At 37.8% G+C, this 23,055-nt stretch carries 21 protein-coding genes; 1 reads left to right on the forward strand and 20 read right to left on the reverse strand.

Annotated features, from left to right (window positions below; genetic code table 11):
* Positions 1 to 78: 78 nt before the first annotated feature.
* From H346_RS0108275 to H346_RS0108350, 16 genes are all read right to left on the reverse strand, one after another.
* Positions 79 to 1,812: an ABC transporter ATP-binding protein gene (locus tag H346_RS0108275; protein ID WP_027970666.1), complete on the reverse strand. Its 1,734-nt coding sequence runs from the start codon at positions 1,810 to 1,812 to the stop codon at positions 79 to 81.
* Positions 1,802 to 3,550, reverse strand: a complete 1,749-nt coding sequence (locus tag H346_RS0108280; RefSeq protein WP_027970667.1) for an ABC transporter ATP-binding protein — start codon at positions 3,548 to 3,550, stop codon at positions 1,802 to 1,804. Before H346_RS0108280 ends, H346_RS0108275 begins: the two co-directional genes overlap by 11 nt.
* An 81-nt stretch (positions 3,551 to 3,631) precedes the next feature.
* Complete coding sequence (locus H346_RS0108285) at positions 3,632 to 4,144, reverse strand: VanZ family protein (RefSeq protein ID WP_027970668.1); 513 nt, start codon at positions 4,142 to 4,144, stop codon at positions 3,632 to 3,634.
* Positions 4,141 to 5,232, reverse strand: coding sequence for a dual-specificity RNA methyltransferase RlmN (gene rlmN / locus H346_RS0108290; protein WP_027970669.1), 1,092 nt, complete (start codon positions 5,230 to 5,232; stop codon positions 4,141 to 4,143). The genes H346_RS0108285 and rlmN overlap by 4 nt, the downstream gene beginning before the upstream one ends.
* A gap of 3 nt (positions 5,233 to 5,235) precedes the next feature.
* A complete protein-coding gene (locus H346_RS0108295; protein WP_027970670.1) occupies positions 5,236 to 5,829 on the reverse strand; it encodes a YutD family protein in 594 nt (197 codons plus the stop codon).
* A gap of 576 nt (positions 5,830 to 6,405) precedes the next feature.
* Positions 6,406 to 7,443 (reverse strand): SepM family pheromone-processing serine protease, encoded by a 1,038-nt coding sequence (locus tag H346_RS0108300; RefSeq protein ID WP_027970671.1) that lies wholly within the window; start codon positions 7,441 to 7,443, stop codon positions 6,406 to 6,408.
* On the reverse strand, positions 7,430 to 7,921 hold the full coding sequence (gene coaD / locus H346_RS0108305) for a pantetheine-phosphate adenylyltransferase (protein ID WP_027970672.1): 492 nt from the start codon (positions 7,919 to 7,921) through the stop codon (positions 7,430 to 7,432). The genes H346_RS0108300 and coaD overlap by 14 nt, the downstream gene beginning before the upstream one ends.
* Positions 7,911 to 8,450: a 16S rRNA (guanine(966)-N(2))-methyltransferase RsmD gene (gene rsmD, locus H346_RS0108310; RefSeq protein WP_027970673.1), complete on the reverse strand. Its 540-nt coding sequence runs from the start codon at positions 8,448 to 8,450 to the stop codon at positions 7,911 to 7,913. Before rsmD ends, coaD begins: the two co-directional genes overlap by 11 nt.
* Before the next feature lie 99 nt (positions 8,451 to 8,549).
* Positions 8,550 to 9,542 carry an aspartate--ammonia ligase gene (asnA, locus tag H346_RS0108315; RefSeq protein WP_027970674.1) on the reverse strand — a complete coding sequence of 331 codons (993 nt, stop codon included), beginning with the start codon at positions 9,540 to 9,542 and terminating at the stop codon, positions 8,550 to 8,552.
* A gap of 302 nt (positions 9,543 to 9,844) precedes the next feature.
* Complete coding sequence (gene arcC / locus H346_RS0108320; protein WP_027970675.1) at positions 9,845 to 10,795, reverse strand: carbamate kinase; 951 nt, start codon at positions 10,793 to 10,795, stop codon at positions 9,845 to 9,847.
* A gap of 24 nt (positions 10,796 to 10,819) precedes the next feature.
* Positions 10,820 to 12,148: a dipeptidase gene (locus H346_RS0108325; RefSeq protein ID WP_027970676.1), complete on the reverse strand. Its 1,329-nt coding sequence runs from the start codon at positions 12,146 to 12,148 to the stop codon at positions 10,820 to 10,822.
* Positions 12,149 to 12,165: 17 nt separating this feature from the next.
* Positions 12,166 to 13,659 carry a YfcC family protein gene (locus H346_RS0108330; RefSeq protein ID WP_027970677.1) on the reverse strand — a complete coding sequence of 498 codons (1,494 nt, stop codon included), beginning with the start codon at positions 13,657 to 13,659 and terminating at the stop codon, positions 12,166 to 12,168.
* A gap of 153 nt (positions 13,660 to 13,812) precedes the next feature.
* Positions 13,813 to 14,826 carry an ornithine carbamoyltransferase gene (argF, locus tag H346_RS0108335; protein ID WP_027970678.1) on the reverse strand — a complete coding sequence of 338 codons (1,014 nt, stop codon included), beginning with the start codon at positions 14,824 to 14,826 and terminating at the stop codon, positions 13,813 to 13,815.
* 322 nt (positions 14,827 to 15,148) lie between these two features.
* On the reverse strand, positions 15,149 to 15,289 hold the full coding sequence (locus H346_RS10890) for a hypothetical protein (RefSeq protein WP_244147258.1): 141 nt from the start codon (positions 15,287 to 15,289) through the stop codon (positions 15,149 to 15,151).
* Between the two features lie 90 nt (positions 15,290 to 15,379).
* Positions 15,380 to 16,615: an arginine deiminase gene (gene arcA / locus H346_RS0108345; RefSeq protein WP_027970679.1), complete on the reverse strand. Its 1,236-nt coding sequence runs from the start codon at positions 16,613 to 16,615 to the stop codon at positions 15,380 to 15,382.
* Between the two features lie 276 nt (positions 16,616 to 16,891).
* On the reverse strand, positions 16,892 to 17,572 hold the full coding sequence (locus H346_RS0108350) for a Crp/Fnr family transcriptional regulator (RefSeq protein WP_027970680.1): 681 nt from the start codon (positions 17,570 to 17,572) through the stop codon (positions 16,892 to 16,894).
* Positions 17,573 to 17,714: 142 nt separating this feature from the next.
* On the opposite strand from H346_RS0108350, the gene H346_RS0108355 reads away from it, so the two are divergent.
* Positions 17,715 to 18,188: an arginine repressor gene (locus H346_RS0108355; protein WP_027970681.1), complete on the forward strand. Its 474-nt coding sequence runs from the start codon at positions 17,715 to 17,717 to the stop codon at positions 18,186 to 18,188.
* A gap of 494 nt (positions 18,189 to 18,682) precedes the next feature.
* Here H346_RS0108355 and H346_RS0108360 read toward each other — a convergent pair whose 3' ends face one another.
* Genes H346_RS0108360 through H346_RS0108375 form a run of 4 tightly spaced genes read right to left on the reverse strand, consistent with a single transcriptional unit; the run spans position 18,683 to position 22,998 of the window.
* Positions 18,683 to 19,387: a B3/B4 domain-containing protein gene (locus H346_RS0108360; RefSeq protein WP_027970682.1), complete on the reverse strand. Its 705-nt coding sequence runs from the start codon at positions 19,385 to 19,387 to the stop codon at positions 18,683 to 18,685.
* Positions 19,388 to 19,401: 14 nt separating this feature from the next.
* Complete coding sequence (locus H346_RS0108365) at positions 19,402 to 20,490, reverse strand: MmcQ/YjbR family DNA-binding protein (RefSeq protein ID WP_027970683.1); 1,089 nt, start codon at positions 20,488 to 20,490, stop codon at positions 19,402 to 19,404.
* A 49-nt stretch (positions 20,491 to 20,539) separates the two neighbouring features.
* Positions 20,540 to 22,261 (reverse strand): cache domain-containing sensor histidine kinase, encoded by a 1,722-nt coding sequence (locus tag H346_RS0108370; RefSeq protein WP_027970684.1) that lies wholly within the window; start codon positions 22,259 to 22,261, stop codon positions 20,540 to 20,542.
* Positions 22,258 to 22,998, reverse strand: a complete 741-nt coding sequence (locus H346_RS0108375) for a response regulator transcription factor (RefSeq protein WP_027970685.1) — start codon at positions 22,996 to 22,998, stop codon at positions 22,258 to 22,260. The genes H346_RS0108370 and H346_RS0108375 overlap by 4 nt, the downstream gene beginning before the upstream one ends.
* Positions 22,999 to 23,055: the final 57 nt, after the last annotated feature.

Here is a 23,055-nt window from a genome sequence, read left to right on the forward strand (position 1 = left end):
TTAGTTGGTTCTGTCATCGTTTGAGATGACAATTGTCATCAAAAAACCTAGCCATGGGAATGACTAGGAAAGAGGGAATTATAACATACCTGCTTGTAATTGATACATTTTGTAATAAGTTCCTCTTTGATCGAGGAGTTCTTCGTGACAACCACTTTCAATGATCTTTCCTTTGTCCAAAACATAAATACAGTTAGCATCTTGGATAGTAGAAAGCCTATGAGCAATGGCAATCGTTGTTCTCCCTTGACGCATCTTTGTTAGCGAGTGCTGCACAATTGTCTCTGTTTCTGAATCAATATTAGCAGTCGCTTCATCAAGAATCAGTATTTTAGGTTTGCTTGCAACTGTTCTGGCAAAAGCCATTAACTGCCTTTGACCTGTCGAAAAACCAGAGCCACGTTCACTGACTGTCGATTCATACTTATCAGGTAACTTCTGGATAAACTGATCTGCATCTACAAATTCTGCGGCTCTTTGTATTTCTTCATCACTAAGGTCTTGGTACATCCGAATATTAGAGGCAATAGTTCCATGATACAAGAAAGGTTCTTGTAAAACAAGCCCAATCGACTGCCGCAATTCCTTTTGAGAATAGTCTCGAATATCATGTCCATCCAGTAATACTTGCCCCGACTGAAATTCATAAAATCGCATAAAGACATTGATAATGGAAGATTTTCCTGAACCAGTTGAACCAACAAAGGCAATGGTTTCTCCTTTATTAACCTCAAAAGAAATATTATCTAGAATTTTTTGCTTGCCATCGTAAGAGAAAGAAACATTCTTAAAGGCAATATTTCCCTCAGTAACCTTAATAGCCTTATTAGCTTGTTTCGGCTCAAAATCAGTTTCATCAATCAATTTGAAAACGCGAGCTGCGGATACCATTGAAGTCTGTAGGGTTGAAAAATTTTGTGTCACTTCAATTAAGGGATCAAATAAACGATTGATGTACTGAATAAAAGCATACATCATTCCAGCTGTGATAGTACCATTGATCCCTTTAAAACCAAAATATGCCATAAGCACTGCATAAGCCAGTAACTTTAGAAGAGACATAGCAGGACGTAGAAAAATACTGTCAAGAGCAACCGACTTATTAGCAAACCAAACATGTTCCTCATTAACAGCTTCAAAATCATTCTTTAAACGTTCTTCCTGTCCAAAAGCTTGAATAATATGAATCCCTTCAATACTTTCTGACAACTTGCTATTGATGTCACTCATTAAACTCCTAGTTTTAGCAATGACTTGAACCGATTTCTTTCGGTAGAGATTAATCAAAATAACAATAAATGGTAGAAAAACAACTACAAGAGCAGTCAATTTTATATCTAAAAGCAACATTGTATAAAGGGTAACCGTAAAAATAAAAATCGCTGAGATAAAGCTTGATAAAATCCCCGAAAACATATCACTGATAGCTTCGGTATCATTTGTGATTCGAGAAACAATTGATCCTGCTGGTGTTTTGTCAAAATAAGACATCCCCAATGATGTCACATTAGCAAAAGCATCACGCCTAATATCCCTAACAATGCCGTAAGAAACACGTGCAAAGAAAAGATTACCCAAGTATTGAATCACACTTTGAAAAAGGTACATCCCATAATATCCCAGTAAAAGAAGAAATGCCGGCTGGCTTAATTTTGTCAAATAACGATCAATAAATTGAGAAGCAACCAAGGGAATAATACTCTTAATGACTGTCGTTAGCAATAAAAGCACAAGCGCAAAAAAGGTCAGCCATTTTGAAGGCTTTAAATAAGATAAGAGACGTTTGAAAACTTGCCATTGATTAGTTGCTATCATGGGTTTCAACCTCCATTTCTAATTGCTGTGAAGCATAGGTTTTCGCATACCAACCACCTGCTACTACTAATTCCTCGTGGTGACCATGTTCAATGATGCGACCATCTTGCATAACCAAAATGATATCTGCATGAACAACAGCGCTGAGTCGATGGGCCGTAATAATAGTTGTTTTATCCTGACGAGTTGCTTTAAGATTTTCAATAATAGCATGCTCTGTCTTTGCGTCAACTGCAGAAAGTGAATCATCTAAAATAAGGATGTCCGGATCTAAAACCATAGCCCGGCTCATGGCAATCCGCTGTTTTTGCCCACCTGATAAAGAAACCCCTTTTTCACCAATCAAGGTATCAAATCCTTGAGGCATCGCCATAATATCATCATAAACTTGTGACAAACGAGTTGCCTCCACTACTTGGTTATGGGATAACTTGGGATTTCCAAAACGGATATTTTCTAAAATACTGGTTGCAAATAAAAATTGATCTTGAGAAACATAACCCATTAAGTGACGTAAATCTGACAAACGATAGTCCTTAATATTGTGATCATTTAAATAAATGGCACCATCCGTAACATCATACTCTCTCAGCAATAACTTGATTAGAGTCGTTTTACCAGAACCAGTTTGACCGACAAGTCCTAATGTCTGTCCCTTTTCAAGTCTAAAATGAATAGCTGTTAATGTCTCTTTTTTATCGTAATAAAAATGGTTAATCTTGTATTCCAAAGGACCATTGACAATCGTTTTTAGTGGATGACGACTTTCATCAACACCTGATTTTTCTTCTAAAAGGTGATGAATTCGTTCATAAGACACACTTCCACGTTGAACCATATTAAATAAAAAGCCAACTGCCATTAATGGCCATACTAACATGTCTAAATAAGTCATAAAAGTAACCAAATCCCCAACTGAAACCTGACCTGCTTTAATCATAAAGGCTCCAACTAAGAGGGTCAAAACATAGGATAGCCCAATAAACAAAAGAACCAAAGGATCAAACATAACATCATAAAACATAGTTTTCATATTTTTTTGAAAAGTCATTTGATTGATTTCTTGGAAAGCGGCTAATTCTTCTGCTTGGTAACCAAACGATTTAGTAACTTTAATACCTGCAATACTTTCTTGGACTTTGTTGTTAAGTTCAGAAAAAGCAGCCTGTGATTCCCCAAAAGTTTTATGGGTTTTACGTCCTAATCGGCTAGTCGCATAAGCCATAAAAGGCAAAGGTAAAACCGCAATCAAAGTCATTTGCCAAGAAATGGTCAAAAGCATGGTCAGAAGGGTCACAATCGCCGTAATTGAAGCATCTACCGCTGACATCACACCTCCTCCTGCTAAACGTATCAGCGAATTAATGTCATTAGTTGCATGTGCCATCAGATCCCCAGTCCGATGTCGCTGATAAAATGAGGGAGACATTTTAGTAAAATGTTCAAACAATCTAAAACGCATGATACGACCTAAACGATAGGACGTTCCAAAAATACAAATACGCCACACATAACGCAAACCATACATGGTAATTGCTGTCAAAATCAACCCAAACAAGTACCAAAGCAGTTGTGATTTCGTTTGCTGTTGGCTAGTAATCCCATCAATAACGATTCCCATGATTTTTGGAGGTATCAAATTCAAAAAAGCCACTAAACTTAACGATAGAATACCAATAAGGTAGGGCTTCTTTTCTTGCTTAAAAAACCACCACAAATGTTTTAACGTTGACATGTTTTCTCCCTCTAAGTAATATATCAATCTAACTGTACTTCGGTAATAAAAAGTCTCTCCATAGGAGAGAAAGTAAAATTATCAGGTTATCAGTAGTTTGCGACGCAACCACTGGTAAGTATAAAAAGCCAATAAAGCACCTAAAGTGTTTGTCCAAAGGTCATCTAGTTCAAATACCCGATTAGCATTAACCAAAAAATCTAGCAATAACTGAGTTAATTCAATCGTAAGGCTGAGTCTAAAGCCTAACCACAAACTTTTTTGAGGGCTCTGCCATTTTTTCCAAAGGCAATGACTCAAGAAAACCAAGGGATAAAGCAAAAAGATATTCATAATATTTTGCCCAACAACCCACAAGATAGATGTCCCACTAGTTAATTTAGACAAGGACCATAAACTATTTAAGGGCACTAAAAGCAATCGAAAGCGCCCCACTGACATAACATTTGGGGTTTGAATTGTCTCAAATAACTGTGGTTGTGGGATAAAGCAGACTAAGAGAATTACTAGACTATAACAGCCTAAAACAATACTTAAAAAGTAACGCCACTTTCCTTTAGCTAATCCCTGTTCGTCAAAGATCTGTCTCCTCATAAAACTTCATTTGCTGCTATCACTAGTTTTTGACGATCTTCTTTCATGGTATTTGAGCGTAGCTGACCACAGGCAGCATCAATATCTGTTCCATGCTCCTGACGAACAACACAGTTAACCCCATTTTTCTTCAAGACATCATAAAAGGCTAATACATGTTCTTTAGGACTCCGACTATACTGATCATGTTCTGACACAGGATTATATGGAATTAAGTTAACGTAAGATAATTTACGAATAGCTTTGGTCAAATCTGCCAATTCTTGAGCTTGTTCAATACCATCATTAACTCCATTAAGCATGATGTACTCAAAAGTCACACGACGATTAGTCGTTTCAATATAATATTCGATAGCCGCAAAGAGTTTTTCGAGTGGAAAGGAACGGTTAATACGCATGATGCTTGAACGCAGTTCATTATTTGGAGCATGAAGAGATACTGCTAAATTAACCTGAAGCCGCTCATTGGCAAAGTCACGAATTTTATGAGCCAAACCTGATGTTGACACCGTAATGTGTCGGGCACCAATAGCAAGACCATTGTCATCATTAATCGTCCGAAGGAAACTCATGACATTTTGATAATTGTCAAAGGGTTCCCCAATCCCCATAACAACCACGTGACTAACGCGTTCATCTTGACCACGTTCATCTAAATATTTTTGAACCAACATGATTTGGGCTGTGATTTCACCACTATTCAAGTCACGTTGCTTTTTAATCAAACCGCTCGCACAAAAAGTACAACCAATATTGCAACCAACCTGAGTGGTGACACAAACAGAATGCCCGTAGTGCTGACGCATTAAAACCGTTTCGATAAGCATACCATCTGGTAATTCAAACAAATATTTAACTGTACCATCAGCTGATTCTTGAACAACACGCTGTTTTAGGGGATTGACACAGAAATTTTCGGTTAAGATAGCAGTAAACTCTTTGGAAATATTAGTCATTTCTCCAAAAGATTGCACACGCTTCTTGTAAAGCCAGTCCCAGATTTGAGTAGCTCTGAATTTCTTTTGACCGTGCTCGATTGCCCAAGCAATTAACTCATCACGGGTTAAGCTGTAAATAGATGGTTTCATGGATTAATTATCCTTCTTTCTGATGATAAAATGATCAGACTTAGCGTTCAGTTGGTTGGTCTGGCTTTTTACTGTGTTGTTAGTCTCTCGGCGTTTCTTACTGGTAAAAGCTTGTTTTTCTGGCTGTTTTTCTCTAGAAGCCTTCTTTGATTTACTTTTAGGCTTAGATCCCAGCTGGTTTGGTCTACGGCGATTGGGTTTTGATGATTTTTTACGTCTCGGTTGACGTTCCTCCTCAAAGGTCAGTTCTTTAGGATTCAGGTTTTCTAAAACAAAGTAAGCACAGCCAAAATTACAAAATTCTTTAAGATAATCTTCTAGCCGGGAAATGCGATTCGTCTTTTTGACGTCATTCGTATCCTTGTAAAATCCTTTTAGACGTAACTGCTCATTGCCCCAGTCTCCAACAATATAATCATATTTCAATAAAATGTCTGTATAACGTTGACTAAAGCTTGTCGTATTAAAAGCATCTTTAACATTTTCTAGTAGGTATAACTCAATCTCATCTGCTTTAACATGATGGTCAAAATGGATAAATTCTGGTCCAGGAAATTTATTGTAATTATACATTTCTGGTGAAATGTCTTTTTTCATATGACTCCTTTCTTGAGAATCCAGTCGTATTAAATAAATTGGTAATAGGGTAAAAATTTCTGATCTAGGGCTATTACTTGGCAAAAAATAAAACTAGTCAGACAAATATAGCGAAATCTCTCACCATTACCCATAACTCTTCTATTATACACTATTTTCTAAAATTTGTAAGAAAAGGAAATCTGTCATCAGGACAAACGCACAAGAGAAAGGGCAGTATCCTTTTTAAAATTTTTGCCATTTTTCTTTGTTAACTGATTTATTTCCTTTCTTTGATCTAATACATCAACCATACAGAGAAAAAGAGCTTACATTGTTACTTCCATTCATTTAGGACAACAATTAAAGGGACTCTATGTCCTTTTAATAATCTGGTATTATACCAAAACTATCACTAAATAATGGCTTTCAGTTTGCTTTAGTACCACCTTACCTCAAATGTCCAATCAACTTCTGACTCTTTTTATCACGTTACGTATAAAAATTGAGTAAGATAGACAGACCAATTCTTGGTCAAATGTTCTTACTCAATCATTGTTCATTATTTAGTTTTCTTCAGCTAGGTCACTGCCCATTCTATTTTCGAAGGTAATTCAAAGCATCTTGCACATTTGTGACAGGAACAATCTTCATTTTTGTTTTTAATCGCTTGGCAACTCTTTTGGCTTCTTCATAATTAGTAATTGCTTTTGGATTAACTTTCTTTAGGGCTTTATCCACAGGATTGTTAGGCACAAAGAAGATGTCTGCTCCAGCATCTGCTGCCGCTACAACTTTTAGTCCTGCACCGCCAATGTCTCCCACTTCACCATTTTTGCCAATCGTCCCAGTTCCTGCGATGACACGCCCCTTGCGCAAATCTTCTTTACTGATTTGATCGTAAATATCAAGTGTAAACATGAGACCAGCACTCGGTCCTCCCACCCCTTTTGTACTAAAATCAATTTTATCTTCTGAATTGACCTTGGTATGGTCTGTTAGGACAATGCCAATACCGTTTTTGCCATTTTTCAGTTTAATAATCCTGCCTGTTTCCGTTTTCAGCTTATTATTACTGATAAACTGAACCGTGACCTTATCTCCAAGTTTTAAATGAGAAACATAATTAACCAGCTCTGCTGAACTAGTGAATTTCTTACCGTTAACCCCAGTAACTGTGTCTGCTAGATTCAATAAGCCCTTAAAGGTTGACTTTTTACTGACATCTAACACATAAACTCCTTTATACTCCAAACTGACTTTTTTTCCAGCCAACGTCAAAGCTTGATAAATAGCGCTATTTTGCGAGGTTTCCATGTAAAAGTGATTGATACGAAGATAATCTGCATCGCTATAACCACCCGTTGTATTCTCTGCAGAACTAATTTCTGTAAAAGGTGTCAGCCAAGCATAAATTAGCTGTGCCAAAGTTGCCCGACTAAGACTAACTGCTACAAAATGATAGGATCCTTTCTTTTTGTCTTCTTTCCCATTGACTTTCAAAACGGAACGAATGTCATAGGCACCACCAGGCATTTCAATATAATATGGTAATGGGAAAAATAGGGCTACCAATAAGGCTACTAAAACAAAGAGACTAATCAGCCACCACTTGATTTTTTTAATTGTTTTCATTCATTTTCTCCACTTGAGTAATAACAGACTGAGGTACTAAACCTTCCAAAGAGGACTGAAAATGAATCAGTTCTCTAATACGACTAGAACTAAGAGGTTGCAACTCATTCTTTGAAATAAAATAAAGGGTATCAATACTTGGTGCCAACATATGATTAAAATATTCTAAGTTTGCTTCATATTCAAAGTCTGTAGGATTGCGTAATCCTCTAATCAGATGGGTAACTTGCAACTCTTGTGCTAAATCAACAGCCAAGCGGTTTTTAGCCATGACAACGGTTACATTCATAAACTTCTCAAGAGCTTGTGAAAGCATCAAATGTCGTATTTCGAGTTCGAAAAGGCTTTCTTTGTTAGGATTGTGAAAGACACCGACATAGAGTTGGTCGCACAAACAACTGGCTCTCTTAATAATATCAATATGCCCATTTGTCACTGGATCAAATGAGCCTGTATAAAGTCCTATCTTACTTGACATAAACCGTTACCTTACTAATTCCATAGGTTTTTTCTTTCCAAATACCAAGGGTTGCAATCGCTTCTGGTAAGATGACACTTTTGTCCGTCTCACAAATCACCATCACATTATCACTTAATAAGTTTTTGACCACTAGAGCCTCAATATTTGCCACAATCGTTTCCTTGGCATAAGGGGGATCTAAAAAAACTAAGTTAAATTGACCATTTAATTGATTAATTGCTCGTTCTGCATCCATTTTCAGTAAAGTAAACCGGCTATTAGTCTTAGTTATCCTAATATTTTCTTGAATAATAGCCTGTGCCTTACGGTCACGTTCTACCAAAACAGCTTCTGATATGCCACGAGAAACAGCCTCAATGGATAAGCCACCCGACCCCGCAAATAAATCTAAACTACGACCTCCATCAAAGTAAGGACCAATCATATTAAAAATAGCTCCCCTTACCTTATCTGAAGTGGGACGGGTTGTTTTTCCATCAAGCGTTTTCAAAAAACGCCCACCAAATTCACCTGATATAATTCTCATACTTCTCATTATAGCAAAATAATAAAAGTATCCTAGTAGAAATCATTCGATTTTGCATTTTTTAGTAAAAAAGAATAGATTACTCTATTCTTGTATAGGTTACAGGATATTATCAAAACGATCTCTAACCTCTTGTGGCCAAACGGACGTTTGAACTTCTCCAATATGCTTTTTACGCAACAAAAACATTGCCATACGTGATTGACCAATACCACCACCAATTGACAGTGGAAAAAGACCATTTAACAATGATTTGTGCCAGTCAAATTCCAGACGATCTTGGTCACCAGTTATTTCCACCTGGCGTTTCAGAGCATCTTCATCAACACGGATACCCATTGAAGATAATTCAAAGGCTGAACCTAACTGATCATTCCAGACAAGAATATCACCATTTAACCCATGATAGCCATTTTCAGATTCACTTGTCCAATCATCGTAATCAGGGGCACGACCGTCGTGAGGTTTGCCATCTGCTAAAACCCCACCAATACCAATCAAGAAAACGGCACCAAATTCCTCAGTAATGGCATTTTCACGTTCTTTTGGTGTTAGATCAGGGTATTTTGCAACCAATTCTTCAGTATGAACGAAAGTGATTTTCTTTGGTAAGACTGCTTCAATGTCATATCGGGCTTCAACTGCCAATTCTGTTAGGCGAATAACCTTGTAAATGGTTTCTACCGTTTCTTTTAGATAAGCTAGATTACGTTTGCCATCAGGAATGACCTTTTCCCAGTCCCACTGGTCAACGTAGACGGAATGCGTTTGATCAAGGGAATCTTCATCAGGCCGAAGAGCTTTCATATTAACAACAAGACCTTCACCTTCATTAAAGCCAAAACGAGCTAAAGTGTGACGTTTCCATTTTGCTAACGAATGCACCACTTCAAAGGTTGCATTAGGAATTTTCAAGACATTGACGGAAACGGGATTTTCAATACCAGACAAATTATCCTGCATACCGTCTCCGACCCGACTTAAAATGGGTCCTTGCACTTCAACAACATCAAGTTTAGCAATCAAATACTGTGTAAATGTATTTTTAACAAAGGAAATTTCCTCTTGTTGATGAATAAAACTTTTCTTCATAGCGCCTCCCTTTTTATGATGACTGATTTTCACTTTATATTGCCTTAAAAAGTAAAATATCCCTTATTATACACTTATTTTTGACAAATGAAAATACCATTTCCTCAAATCACATCATACGTCAAAAGAGAAAACAAGCACTTTTTCAAAAAGCTCTCACCGTTTTTATTTCTAAACCAGATTATTTTCAGTTCAAATGGAAAACCGTTTCTTGAAAATGGTGGTTTCTCCGCCCATTCAGTGTATTCTAAAATGCCTTTCGTGAAAAAAGTCTTGGAAAATTTCCAAGACTTAAACCACTATTAATCTGCAACCACCTGTGTCCCTGCACCGGCAGAAAGAACATTGTCAATATTTTCCAATGATGTAATGATAGCTCTGGCATTTGGTCTATTTTCTACAAAAGCAATAGCTGCCTCAACCTTAGGCAACATGCTCCCTGGGGCAAATTGGTTTTGTGTAATATATTCTTTCATTCTTGAAACGGTTACAATTTCTAATTTTTCCTGATCAGGTTTATTGTAGTTTACATAAACATTGTCAACACCTGTAAGAATGATGAACATATCTGCATCTATCAATTCTGATAAGGTTTGACTGGCAAAATCTTTATCAATAACAGCTTCCACACCTTTGAGTTCTTTTGTTTCTGGATTTTCAACAACCGGGACACCGCCCCCACCAGCACTAACCACAACAACACCAGAATCAATGAGTCTCCTAATCACATTAGCTTCTTTGATTCCAACTGGTTTTGGTGATGGTACAACCTTGCGCCAACCACGACCCGCATCTTCTTTAAAGCTAGCTCCTGTTTCTTCCATTTGTTTCTTAGCATCTTTTTCTGTTAAGAATGGACCAATCGGTTTTGTTGGATTTTCAAAGGCTGGATCATTCTCATCAACAATAACTTGCGTTACGATTGCAGCCACTTCTTTTTGGATGCCTTGAACTTGTAATTCATTATCAAGAGCATTCACCAACCAAAAGCCAATACTTCCTTCTGTCATTGCGACACAGGTATCTAGAGGCATCGCTGGATTTTTTTCAGAATCAGCTGCAGCTTGTTGCAGTAATAAATTACCAACCTGTGGTCCATTACCGTGAGTAATAATCACTTCGTTACCCTCTTTAATCAGTTTAACGAGTGATTTTGAAGTTGAGATTAATGCTTCTTGTTGTGCTTTTGCTGAGGCATCTGTTGAAAGAATAGCATTCCCACCTAGAGCTACAACAATTTTTTGTTTCGTCATATATCGTTTCTCCTCATGTCTTTCTTATCGTGTTAATCGGTAGATAGCCTCCGCATAAATATCCATTGCTTTGTAGGCATCTGCCAAGTTGATGTTTTCATTTTCTTGATGTTCTGTTTGATTGGCATCTGGAAATAGAGCGCCAAATGCGACACAATTTGACATTGTTCTGGCAAATGTTGCACCGCCTGATGAAAGAGCTGGACTCTGATCCCCTGTTTTTTCTTTGTAGACATCAAGGAGTGTCGTTACTAAGTCACTAGTTAACGGTACATATAAAGGTGCTAGATAATCAAATTCCTCATAAATTAGCCCGTATTCTTTTGCCTTTTGACACAGTTGAGCTACTAATTTTTCCTTGTCTGCAAGAACAGGGATGCGAATATCCAAACGGACTTCTGTTATTTCCTTATTTAAAGTCAAGCCTGCAACGTTAAAGCTTAATGATCCTGATGGTTCATCTTGAATAGGACCAAAAATATTAATCGCTCTACCATCTTCATCAATGACATTAGCTAAAAAATCAAGGGTTGAATCCGGCTCAAGAACCACTAAAGCTTTGGCAAGTCTAATAAGGGCATTGATGCCATCTGGGGCATCCTTAGCATGCTGCGCCAAGCCATAGACCGTCAATTCATCATCTTTAACTACGTATTCAAAACCGTGCTTATCAAGTTCTTCTTTTAAAGCGTCTAGTTTATCACCTTTATAAGATGCCCTAGCAGGAACAACATTATAGGCTTGACCAACTTCAAGATTAAGACGATCAGAACCTTTCCCCATTAATTTCGCTTGAAGCAAGCCTTTTTCCGCATACGTTAATGGGAAATGCGAATCGGGTGCAAAACCAAAGGTGGCTTCTTCCATCTCTTTATAACGGTTCATACAACGCCATAACGTTTCTTCGTCAGTTCCAAAGATAAAACGAATCCGTTTATTAAAGATTACTCCGGCATCTATCAAGGCTTTTGTAGCAAAAAGCGCCATCATGGAAGGTCCCTTATCATCCTGTGTACCACGACCAAAAAGACAGCCATCACTTTCCACACATTCAAATGGATCCGTTCGCCATAACTGAAGATCTCCTGCTGGAACAACATCCAAATGGCACAAAATCGCTAAGACTTCTTCTTGCTCACCCAGTTCGGCATAACCATAATAGCCTTCAGGATCAAGATAAGTCTTAAAACCGAGTTCTTGACACAAACTTAGAGTCTTTTCAAGAACATCTTGAATCGCCTGACCAAAAGGGGTCCCATTTTCTCCTTCATTTAGGACAGAAGGATACGAAACAATCGTCTTAATGGCTGCGATACAAGCTTTTTGATGTTTAGGTTTGATATAGGTCTCCATAGGAATCTCCTATTCTTTTAAAAGAACGTTGCGACCACAAGTAATAGCACACTAACAAGCATTACCATTACGATAAATTTACCGATAAATTTCCACCAAGTTCCAAGTTCAATACGACCAAGAGCAAGGGCACCCATAACGATTGCTGAGGTTGGTGAAATCATATTCAAGATACCAGATGCCGATTGGAATGCAGTGATAACAAGGTGAGCAGGGACATTTGAAAATTGTCCAAGTGGTGCCATGATACCCATTGTTGCCCCAGCAAGTCCTGAAGTTGATGGAATCAAGAAGGACATTGGCAAATAGAAAATGTAAGCAAGAATGATAAAGATTTGTGAGGACAAACCTGAAAGTCCAGTTTCACCCCAATGAAGAATAGTTGCAGTGATCATACCGCCATTCATGATGACTTGAATACCACGTGCAATGGCACAGATAATAGCAACACCAAGAAGATCCGCACAGCCTGCTAGGAATGAACTTAAAAAATCCTCTTCAGACATTTTATAAGCAAATGCCACCAAGATACTCATCATAATAAAAAGCATGGTTATTTCAGGGAAGTACCAGTCTCCCAAGGCAACTGCTGTTTTACCAAAGGCAGTTCCAAAACCTGGTAAACCTGTCAAAGCATTATTCAAATTGGCAAATAGTTTAATTCCAAATTTTTCCCAAGGGATCAAACTAATAATCATAATTAAGAAAGTAATGGTGAAGATTGCTAAAACATGACGTTGACGTTTACTGAGATCCTCACCAGAATTTTGCAACTGGAAGAATTCCTTATGCTCTTGTGCCTTATCAGCAACAAGGGATTTGCTTGGATCTTTTTCGATCTTGCTGGCATAATTATAAACAAACCAAACAGACATACCAACAAGAATAAACCATTGGATAATGCGCCAAACCATTCCATCTGCAAGGCTGATACCAGCAGCATCTGATGCCACACCTGTCGCAAATGGGTTAACCGTTGAGGCCAAACACCCAATTTGTGAACCAATAAGAATAATCGCTACTGCCACAATACTGTCAAAACCAACAGCAATCATAACAGGAACTAGGAGAGGGTAAAAAGCCATCGTTTCTTCCCCCATGCCATAAGTAGAGCCACCTAGGGCAAACAAAGGAATTAAAATAGCAATCAGCATTTTTTCTCTACCTTTATTTTTACGCACAACAGATGCAATGCCTGTATCGAGAGCACCTGTTTTATTGACAACTCCTAAAAAGCCACCAACCATCAGGATGAAGAAAGATACCTGAATAGCACCATCAGTCCCTTCGACCCCCAGCATGCCTCGAACAGGGGCCATCAAAATATCAAAGAACCCTTGAGGATTTGATTTTACAGTTTGATAAGTTCCTGAAATAACACCACCACCCTTGGCGGTCTCATAAGCACCAGCTGGAATAAACCAGGTTAATACTGCCATAATGGCAATGATAATGAAGAGAACGGTATAAGAAGAAGGAATTTTAAACCCACGTTTTTTTTCTTCTGTCATAATGATTACCTCTTACCTTTTCATAAAATAAGCCGTCCTAGTTCCGGTCAAGGACACGAGAACCAGAACGACTTGTCATGTAGTTAAAGTACGTTTTTAAGTAGTTAAATTGTTAAATTATATAAGAATTCATTAAAGAGTACCAATCCTTTATTACACTTTTGGAATAAAGAGGTTCCCAAGTGTTGCTGCCATAACCGCTTTAATAGTGTGCATACGGTTTTCAGCTTGATCAAAATGACGTGCGTATTTGCTACGGAAAACTTCGTCAGTAACTTCCATTTCTTTTACACCGAATTTCTCTGCGACATCTTTGCCATAAACAGTGTTTGTGTCATGGAAAGCTGGCAAGCAGTGCAAGAAGATAAGGTTGTCATTTCCTGATTTTTTAACAAGGTCCATGTTAACTTGATAGGGTTGAAGCAATTCAACACGTTCTTTGAATTTGTCTTCTTCACCCATTGACACCCAAACGTCAGTGTAAAGAACATCAGCGCCTTTAACCGCTTCGTCAGCATCTTCAGTAATAAGAATATGTGCACCGCTTTCTTTCGCATAACTTTCCGCTAAAGCAACAATTTCTTCTTCTGGGAAAAGTTCTTTTGGTGAGAAGATATGAACATTAACACCAAGGATTGCACCGGTTACCAAAAGTGAATTAGCAACGTTGTTACGACCATCACCACAGTAAACCAAAGTCAAGCCTTCAAGCTTACCAAAGTTTTCTTTCACAGTGAGATAATCAGCAAGCATTTGTGTTGGATGCCATTCATCAGTCAACCCATTCCAAACTGGAACACCTGAAAATTCAGCCAATTCTTCAACCATACGTTGGCTAAAACCACGGAATTCAATCCCATCAAACATACGTCCCAATACTTTAGCGGTATCTTCTGTTGATTCTTTTTTACCAAGTTGGATGTCATTAGCACCAAGGTATTCTGGGTGAGCCCCTAGGTCAATAGCTGCTGTTGTAAAAGCTGCGCGTGTACGTGTCGATGTTTTTTCAAACAAGAGAGCAATGTTTTTACCTTCTAAGTAGTGATGAGGCACACCACGTTTTTTCAAATCCTTCAAATGAGCTGAAAAATCAATAAGGTATTCTAATTCAGCACGTGTAAAATCTTTTTCTGCTAGGAAACTACGTCCTTGAAATACTTGAGTCATCTATTTCTCCTTTAAGTCTTAATGAAGTTATTATTGATTACGTTTCGTGAGATAGAGATAGCAGCCTAATAGACCACCAACAATCGCAACTAGCATTGCTATGTCCATGTTTTTCTCCAATTATCAATGCTTTTCATGAGTGATTGACAAAACTCCCCATCTTGAGTTACTTAGAACCAAAAGTTTAGTAACCAAGATTTTCATAAAAAGACCATACTATCAATTCACTAAAGCAATGGCAAACAGACAAAATCCCTCATATTTAGATTCGTCTTTAGTGTTCCAATTACTTATGTCTCATTGTCTCGCCGATGATAGACTTTTACGGTTGCTTCATATTTAGTAACACTTTCTGTTTGTGAATCGGCAAAAAATATTCCGTTAAAACAGCTTGATCATCTTCTTCATAAATAATCGCAAACACTGTCCCTTTTTCACTGTTAACATCAAATGCGTCAGCCATATTAACATTTCTTTCAAAAATTCAAACGCAAAGATTAAGACCGACTGACTGTCCTTTGAAAAAAGAGTTGGCTACCAATACCAGAACCGATTAAAGATCTTCACGTTCAAATGGCATTGACATACAGCGAGGTCCACCACGACCACGAACCAGTTCACTGCCATGAATCTTGATCAATTTCAAACCTTTGGATTCTAAAATGGCATTTGTAATCGTGTTACGGTTGTAAACCACAACAACACCTGGTGCAATAGTAAGAGTATTTGAACCGTCATTCCATTGTTCACGACCAGCTGCTACCAAGTTATCACCACCACAACGAATAAGATCAACTTTTTCAATACCAAGGTTAGCAGCAAGTAACTCAGCCAAATCGCCTTTTTCTTCAACGATATGAAGTTCTTCATTGTCATAAGTTACAGAATAAACACGAAGATCGCCTTCAATTTCTGGGTGAATGGTAAATTTATCGTAGTCAACCATGGTGAATACCGTATCTAAGTGCATAAACTTACGGTTATTGGCAAATTCAAAAGCCAAAACTTTCTTGAAACCAAGGTTTTGTTTAAAGATGTTTACTAATAACTTTTCAATAGAGGCAGCATCTGTACGTTGTGAAATCCCAACAGCGAGAACGTCTTTTGAAAGAACAAGCTCATCTCCACCTTCAATACGAGTAGTTTCATTACGGTCATAAACCATAGGCACTTTGCCACCACCATAAATTGGGTGATGAGTGAAAATGTATTTACCATAAATCGTTTCACGGTTACGAGTTTCTGAGAACATGTGATTAAGAGAAACACCTGTCCCAATAGTTGCAAATGGATCGCGTGTGAAGTAAAGATTCGGCATTGGGTCAATGGCAAATGGGTAATTTGATTCAACCAAATCCGTTAAGCCTTTTTCAGTAGCTGGAATTTCTGGAAGTTCAGATTTTTGAATTCCTGCCATTGTTTTTTCAATCAGTTCTTGATTGTCCTCAATAGACATCAACAATTCACGAATAACTTTTTTAGTGGCTCTTCCACGAATGTTAGCTTCGCTTAGATATTCATCAATGAACGCTTCACGAATTTCTGGTGTGATAAGAGATTCTGCCGCTAAGGTTTCAAGGTATAATACTTCAACACCCTCGTCACGTAAAGCTTGTGCAAAAGCATCGTGTTCTTTTTGAGCGTCTTCCAAAAATGGAATATCATCAAACAACAAGCGTTCTAGATAGTCTGGCATTAGGTTTTCAATTTCTTTGCCAGGTCTGTGTAGCAAAACTTTTTTAAGTTTGCCAATTTCAGAATAAACATGAATTGGTGTTTGAGCAGTCATAAGAATTACCTCTTTCTATTTGGTTTTTTGTGAATTCACCGTCAAGATTCTTAACTCTTGCCTACACCCCTAGTTTACTCTATGCAAGGGATAAAAATAGGATATTCCTCACATTCAGTTTGTGTAATCGATTACATTTTTTGTGCAAGCATTCTATTTTTATAAATTTGTATCCGTTTACTTGTATGTTTTTTACATTTTAGCGAAAAAATTTATAGTTATAAATTGACAAAAAGCCAGAAAAACTTTTGAATAACTGTTTTTCTGACTTATTCTTTATTTTGTATATTGTAAAAAGTAAGGCTTGTCAAGATAGGTGAGGTATTTCCCTTTCATCACAATCAAGTTTTTCTTTTTGAGTTCTCTAAGAACATGACTAACCGTTTCTCTCGTTGTACCACTCATCTGAGCAATATCTGTTGTGGTTAATTGAAATGGCAAGGTATCATTATCTTTGCCCATTTCGACTAGCAAAATCGCCAAAGACTGTGTAACACGTGAACTGGCACTTGAGGTAATCAGATTACGAACTCGCAATTCATGTAGTTCGAGGAGTTTCGATAATTTCCCATAGAGGTGTTTCATTTGCTGACGATTTTGGAGGGAATATTCCTCAAACAAATCAACAGGAAAATAAAAATAAGTCACATCTGTCATTGCAACAACCGAGAAATGATAATAAACATCTGTAAACAATCCGCCATAAGGAAAAATGGTCCCATGTCTAATAAAATCAGTGTAAGTAAAGGTCCCTGATTGATCTGACTGGTCAATCTTAAAATAGCCTGAAGTCACTAAAAAGAGCTTATCTCTCTTATCCCCTTCAAAAAATAAAATGTGATCCTTCTTGGCTTTCCGAAATTCCATTTGCCCTACAATCTTGTCAAACTGCTCAATAGAAAAGTGACAAAAATCATTTAATTTTCTAAGGTATTGATAATCTTCTCTTCGAATCACACAAGTCTCCTTTTCTAAATATCACCTCTATTCTAACATAAAAGCACTACTTTTGTAAGCGGTTCATTAAAAACTTTACACCCTATCGTCTTTTTGTTATACTCGGGTTGTTAGACACTACGTTAAAGGATTATTATAAAAAATGAATAAGAAAGAGACACGTCATCAGTTGATCCGTTCCCTCATCTCTGAGACAACCATACACACACAACAGGAATTGCAAGAGCGATTACGAAAAAATGGCATCACTATTACACAAGCTACTCTTTCTCGTGACATGAAAGAATTAAATTTAGTCAAGGTCACTTCGGGCAATGATACCCATTACGAAGCACTAGCCATTTCCCAGACTCGTTGGGAACATCGCCTTCGGTTTTATATGGAAGATGCGTTAGTCATGTTAAAGGTTGTTCAACATCAAATCATTCTAAAAACTTTGCCTGGACTGGCTCAATCTTTTGGTTCCATTTTAGATGCCATGCAAATTCCAGAAATTGTGGCAACGGTCTGTGGGGATGATACTTGTCTGATTGTCTGTGAGGATAATAAGCAAGCCAAGTCTTGTTACGAAACCCTTAGTCACTACACGCCACCTTTCTTCTTTAGCAATAAATAATAGAAGGGTCCTATTTGATGATCACAGTCTGATATAAAGACAGGACTGGTCAGGTTGTCACACAGACTCAAACGGGTAGAACCAAAGGACTTACGGTATAGTAAAAATACTGAAAGGATCCGATTAGACCACCCTTTTAAGACCTCATGGCATGCCATATGCATGAAAGATTTTCAATAAAAAATAACCTTTATTGCTTTTCAACGTTTCGGCATTTCAAAACGACCGATTGTTTTTAGATTTTTGCTAGAGAAAACTCTAAAATGACTGTCCTCATCTGTACGATAATTCGGAAATAACAGTTTGCTGCGTCTGCCGTGAAGCAGAGGTTTCCCCTTGACAAGGATACCTTATAAAGTATGTAAAAATAAAGTCGCTAAACCCCTTCCAGGGACAACGAAACACCTAGGAGAGATTTAGCAACTTTTAATTATGATTCTATTTAAACCCCTGCCTGAACAACTCCAAACAAGATGACTGCCTAACGACAATTCTTAAATCGTCACATGTGATGTTTCTTTATCCAAAATATATATCGCAGTGTTAGCATTGAGGTACATTTTGGCATTGCTTTCAATAAAATCAAGCGCATTTTGCAATCTTTCCTGACCGCCTGCATCAAGTGCTTCAATAATCAAAAAAGCATTTTTAGTGTGCTCAGTGACCATTGTACGGTCACCATCTTGCCAATTAAGGCAACGACAAACTGCTCCAATATCGTCTTTATAACAAAGTTCATTTGGTAGGGTTGGATTGTTTTGGTCATCTCCAATGAGAAAAAACGCATCTCCACCATCTGTAATCGTTAAACGTAAATCGCCAACAAACCGATCACTATCTTCAGCACCTACCGGCAAGCCAAAACGTAAACTGGCAGCGTTGTAAATATCCACGAGAGGATTGATTGACGGAAGGGTTTGCCCATTGGCTACACGTTTCAATAAAGCTTCTATACTTGAGCGTGCTCCTTTTTTAGTTTTAAATTGTTGATAAGCTTGACGGTAAACTTGAACCACACCATTATCGCTAAAGTTATCTGCGGTCAAATAAATTTTTGCCTTATCATGACTTTCTATTAAGAGCTGTTTGATTTCTTTTGATGACACTCCTTGATTTTGGCAGTCTTTCAACAACAAAACACCTAATTTGGCATCAGGAAATAGAGCCCAAAAGCTTTGATCTGCTATAAATTGAACCATCCGTTTCTCCTTTCTCATCTCTTTGATTGAGTATCTTTAAGATACTCCTTTTCTTTTAAAAAAGCAATTAGTTGCGGGCTTAAGCGTCTTGGTCCCCTAACCGCATTCACACCATAGGCTTTCATCAACTCAAAAGAAAGCAAACCATCCTCATAATAATGGCATTTTCTTAAACGCATGAGTTTATCAACATTAGAGGTTTTGCGATAACCTTGATTGGGAATGTTTGTTTCCAGAACCTGACAAGCATAACGAATTGATTTAGTCGGAGCGGTAATATAAATCAACACAAAATCACCTGTTGCAATACTTGCTTTTTGGGTCCACAGAATATCATCATTAACAGCAAATTCCGCATCAATATCATAATATTTAAGATTCGCTGGAATCACCCAATAATCAGAACCGTTAGGATTGGTAAATCCATTAGGATGAGCTAACTGACGACTGTTCGCCACTAACTCCCATAATTTTTCATCAGAAATAGTACCACCTAATAAAAGGCTTATCCAGGTTTTCTTTGACATGTGATAGGCTGGATAAATCCCTTCTTGTTCTAATAAGTTAGACATGTTCTTAGGACTAACTTTAAGATTAATGACTTCAACTGTTTTTCCTTTTAAATCATCTGGAACATGACCTAACTTATCCGCCAACAAAGGAAAAATCATCGCATACCACTTTCCCACCACACGATAAGTTGCAAAGTCAGGATGAGAATCAAAGGGATAGTCCATAGGGTCTGACCACTCCGTTACAATACGGTCTGCAAGCCAGTTAGCTTGATCACTCCGAAAAGGTTTATCGACAAAGCAGGCTTCTGATAGACGATCAAGAAGTGCTAAATAAGCCGCCTTGACTTGCCCAGTATAATTGCCTTTAACACCACCTTGCTTCAAGGGAAGATAGTCATCTCCCAAATCGCAATCAATGACCCTACTAGAGACTTTTCCAAACTGATCAATCCTAATCTGCGCCTCAAATTCCCCTGCCATGAATTGTTCTTTATAAATATAATCATTTCCCTGCTGTTCAAACCCATAGGCAAGTAACTGTTCAAACAATGGAAATTTATGACTAAAATAGTCAGAAACAAAATGCATGCTAATCCTTTCTAGAATGTTAATCATATTTAACCGTTTGTTTAAGGCTTTAAAAAGGAGTTTTAGCTAGTAAACCCGCCTTTGGAATCGCCAAAATAATTTCTGTAAATTGGTCTTTTTCACTGTTAATTGTCATCTGATATGCTGCTCCATATTGAAGTGTCAATCGTTGATCAACCGTTTTAAGACCAACTCCTCCTCTATCCAGCAACGTTTGACTTCCCCGTTCCAAAGCGTCGGAAATCCCCTTACCATTATCCCAAACACTTAACATTAAGTGATGGTTAGTTTCAGTCACAGCCACTTTGATTAAACCATTACGATCCACTTCCTTGATACCATGATAAATAGCATTTTCAACCAGCGGCTGTAAAACCAACTTGGGAATGAAGAAAGTATCTGTAGTCCCAAGTCCCGTAATCTCATAAGATAATTTATCTCCATAGCGCTGTTTTTGAATAAAGAGGTACTGGCTCACATGATCCAATTCATCGGCTAAACTGATGGATTCATTCCCCTGATTGAGCGCTAGACGGAAATACTTTGCCAAAGACTTCGTTACTTCCACCACACGCTTGCTGTCATTAAATTCTGCCATCCAGATAATCGTATCTAAGGTATTATAAAGAAAATGCGGGTTAATTTGACTTGCCAAAGCTTGCAAGCGATATTGCCCTACAGCCTTCTCTTTGTCTGCAACAGCAATCATTAAGCTATCAATCTGATCCAACATGGCATTAAATTGCCGAGCCAAATCTGTTAATTCGGCTGAACCTGTTTCTTGGGCACGCAGGTGATGATCACCATTTTGAATGGCAAGAATAACTTTTTGAAATTGTTGAAGTGGGCGAATCCATTTTCGCAAAATCAAAATAGTCACAAAACCACAAATAAGACAAGCAAGAACTCCTGTTCCAAGAAAAGACCAAAAAATCTGATGTTGTACGCGATGTAATTGATCAAGCGAAGCAACTCCAACCAAAGTCCACTGACTATTTGGAATCACAGTTTGATAAACAAAAAAAGTGTTATTCTTGGCATAACCATTCTTAGTAGCCAAATAAGGTTTCATGGCAGCCATTTCCTTAGAAGAACTGTAAACACTTTTTTTCGGATGGTAAACAAATTCATGCTTATCATTGACAATGAAAGCAAAACCTTTACGACCAAGTTGCAGCTGATCCAAAGACGCTTTAATGGTCGGGTAAGCAATATCCAACCGTAACACCCCTAAATTTTGTCCATTTTGATTGACCACTTCTTGGGTGACTGAAACCACCCAGTCCTTTTTAGAAGAAACAGACAATGGACGAGCAGACGTCAAAATTGGCATAGCTTTACGATCAATGGCTGATTTATACCACGTTTCGTCCATCATGTCATTGGATGTTCTCATGATCAGTTGAGGATTTGTCGAAACTGTTCTACCATCTTTGGTTACCAAAACAGCCGCCTGTAAATCAGAATTAGTCGCCAAAATTGTTTTCATTAATTGCAATACTTGTTGCTCATCCACTTGATCGGACTTACTAGCGAACCGTTGAATATCAGGATTTTGAGCCAATACTGATGTGGTTTCCTTCAATGGTTTCATATAAGCATTAATAAATTGAGAACTCTGATGAATGCTTTGACGGGTTTCACGCTCAATCAACTGCCTAATATTACGTGAACTTGTCTGATAATAAAGCAAGCCAAGACTCGTGATAAGTGCCAATACCATGATAAAGACATAGGAAATGAGCTGAACAAGTAAAGAATACCGTTTCACGGTTGCCCTCCTTTTTTATACTGTCTTGGGGTAACACCAACCAGTTGTTTAAAGCGTTGCGAGAAATAGTTCATATCTTCAAACCCAACCTGCTCTGCAATTTCATAGATTTTGAGATCTGTCGTCAAGAGCAATAATTTTGCCTTTTTTAAGCGTTCTTGAACCAAATAATCTTGAAAAGGCACCCCCAGATCTCTTTTGATAAGTACACTGAGATAATTGGGGCTAAAACCAATTTGTTGTGCTAAACTTTTTAGACTAAGGCTAGAATCAGCCAACCTGTCTTGAATAATAGCCGCAACTTCTGCAACTTCCTTTTGCGGCTGTTCGACCAACTCTTGGATCGTTTCTGCCTTTCTAGAAATGTCTAGTTTCTGCTGAATTTTATACAACATATCTTCCACATCAGTCTTGGAAAACGGTTTGAGGAGATAGTCATCAACTCCAAGTTTCAAAGCAGACAAGGCATAGTTAAAATCATCATAGCCAGTTAAAAAAACAAGATGTGCCTGTGGTGTCTGATTTTTTATCAATTCTGCTAGTTGAATTCCATTTAACTTAGGCATATTAATATCTGTTAAAACAATGTCAAACGGTTTAGCCTGAAAAAGTTCCCACGCAACCTGTCCATTTTCAGCTTCACTAACCCGATTAATCCCAAATTGACTAAAATCAACCAAAGAACGAATACCCTGACGGACAAGGTATTCGTCTTCTACAATTAACAATGAGTACACTGAGTGTCTCCTTATCATCCTTAGATTCTTTTAAAATCCCAATACATTCTTGTTTCT

The organism is Streptococcus castoreus DSM 17536, from assembly GCF_000425025.1.
Taxonomy (GTDB): Bacteria; Bacillota; Bacilli; order Lactobacillales; family Streptococcaceae; genus Streptococcus; species Streptococcus castoreus.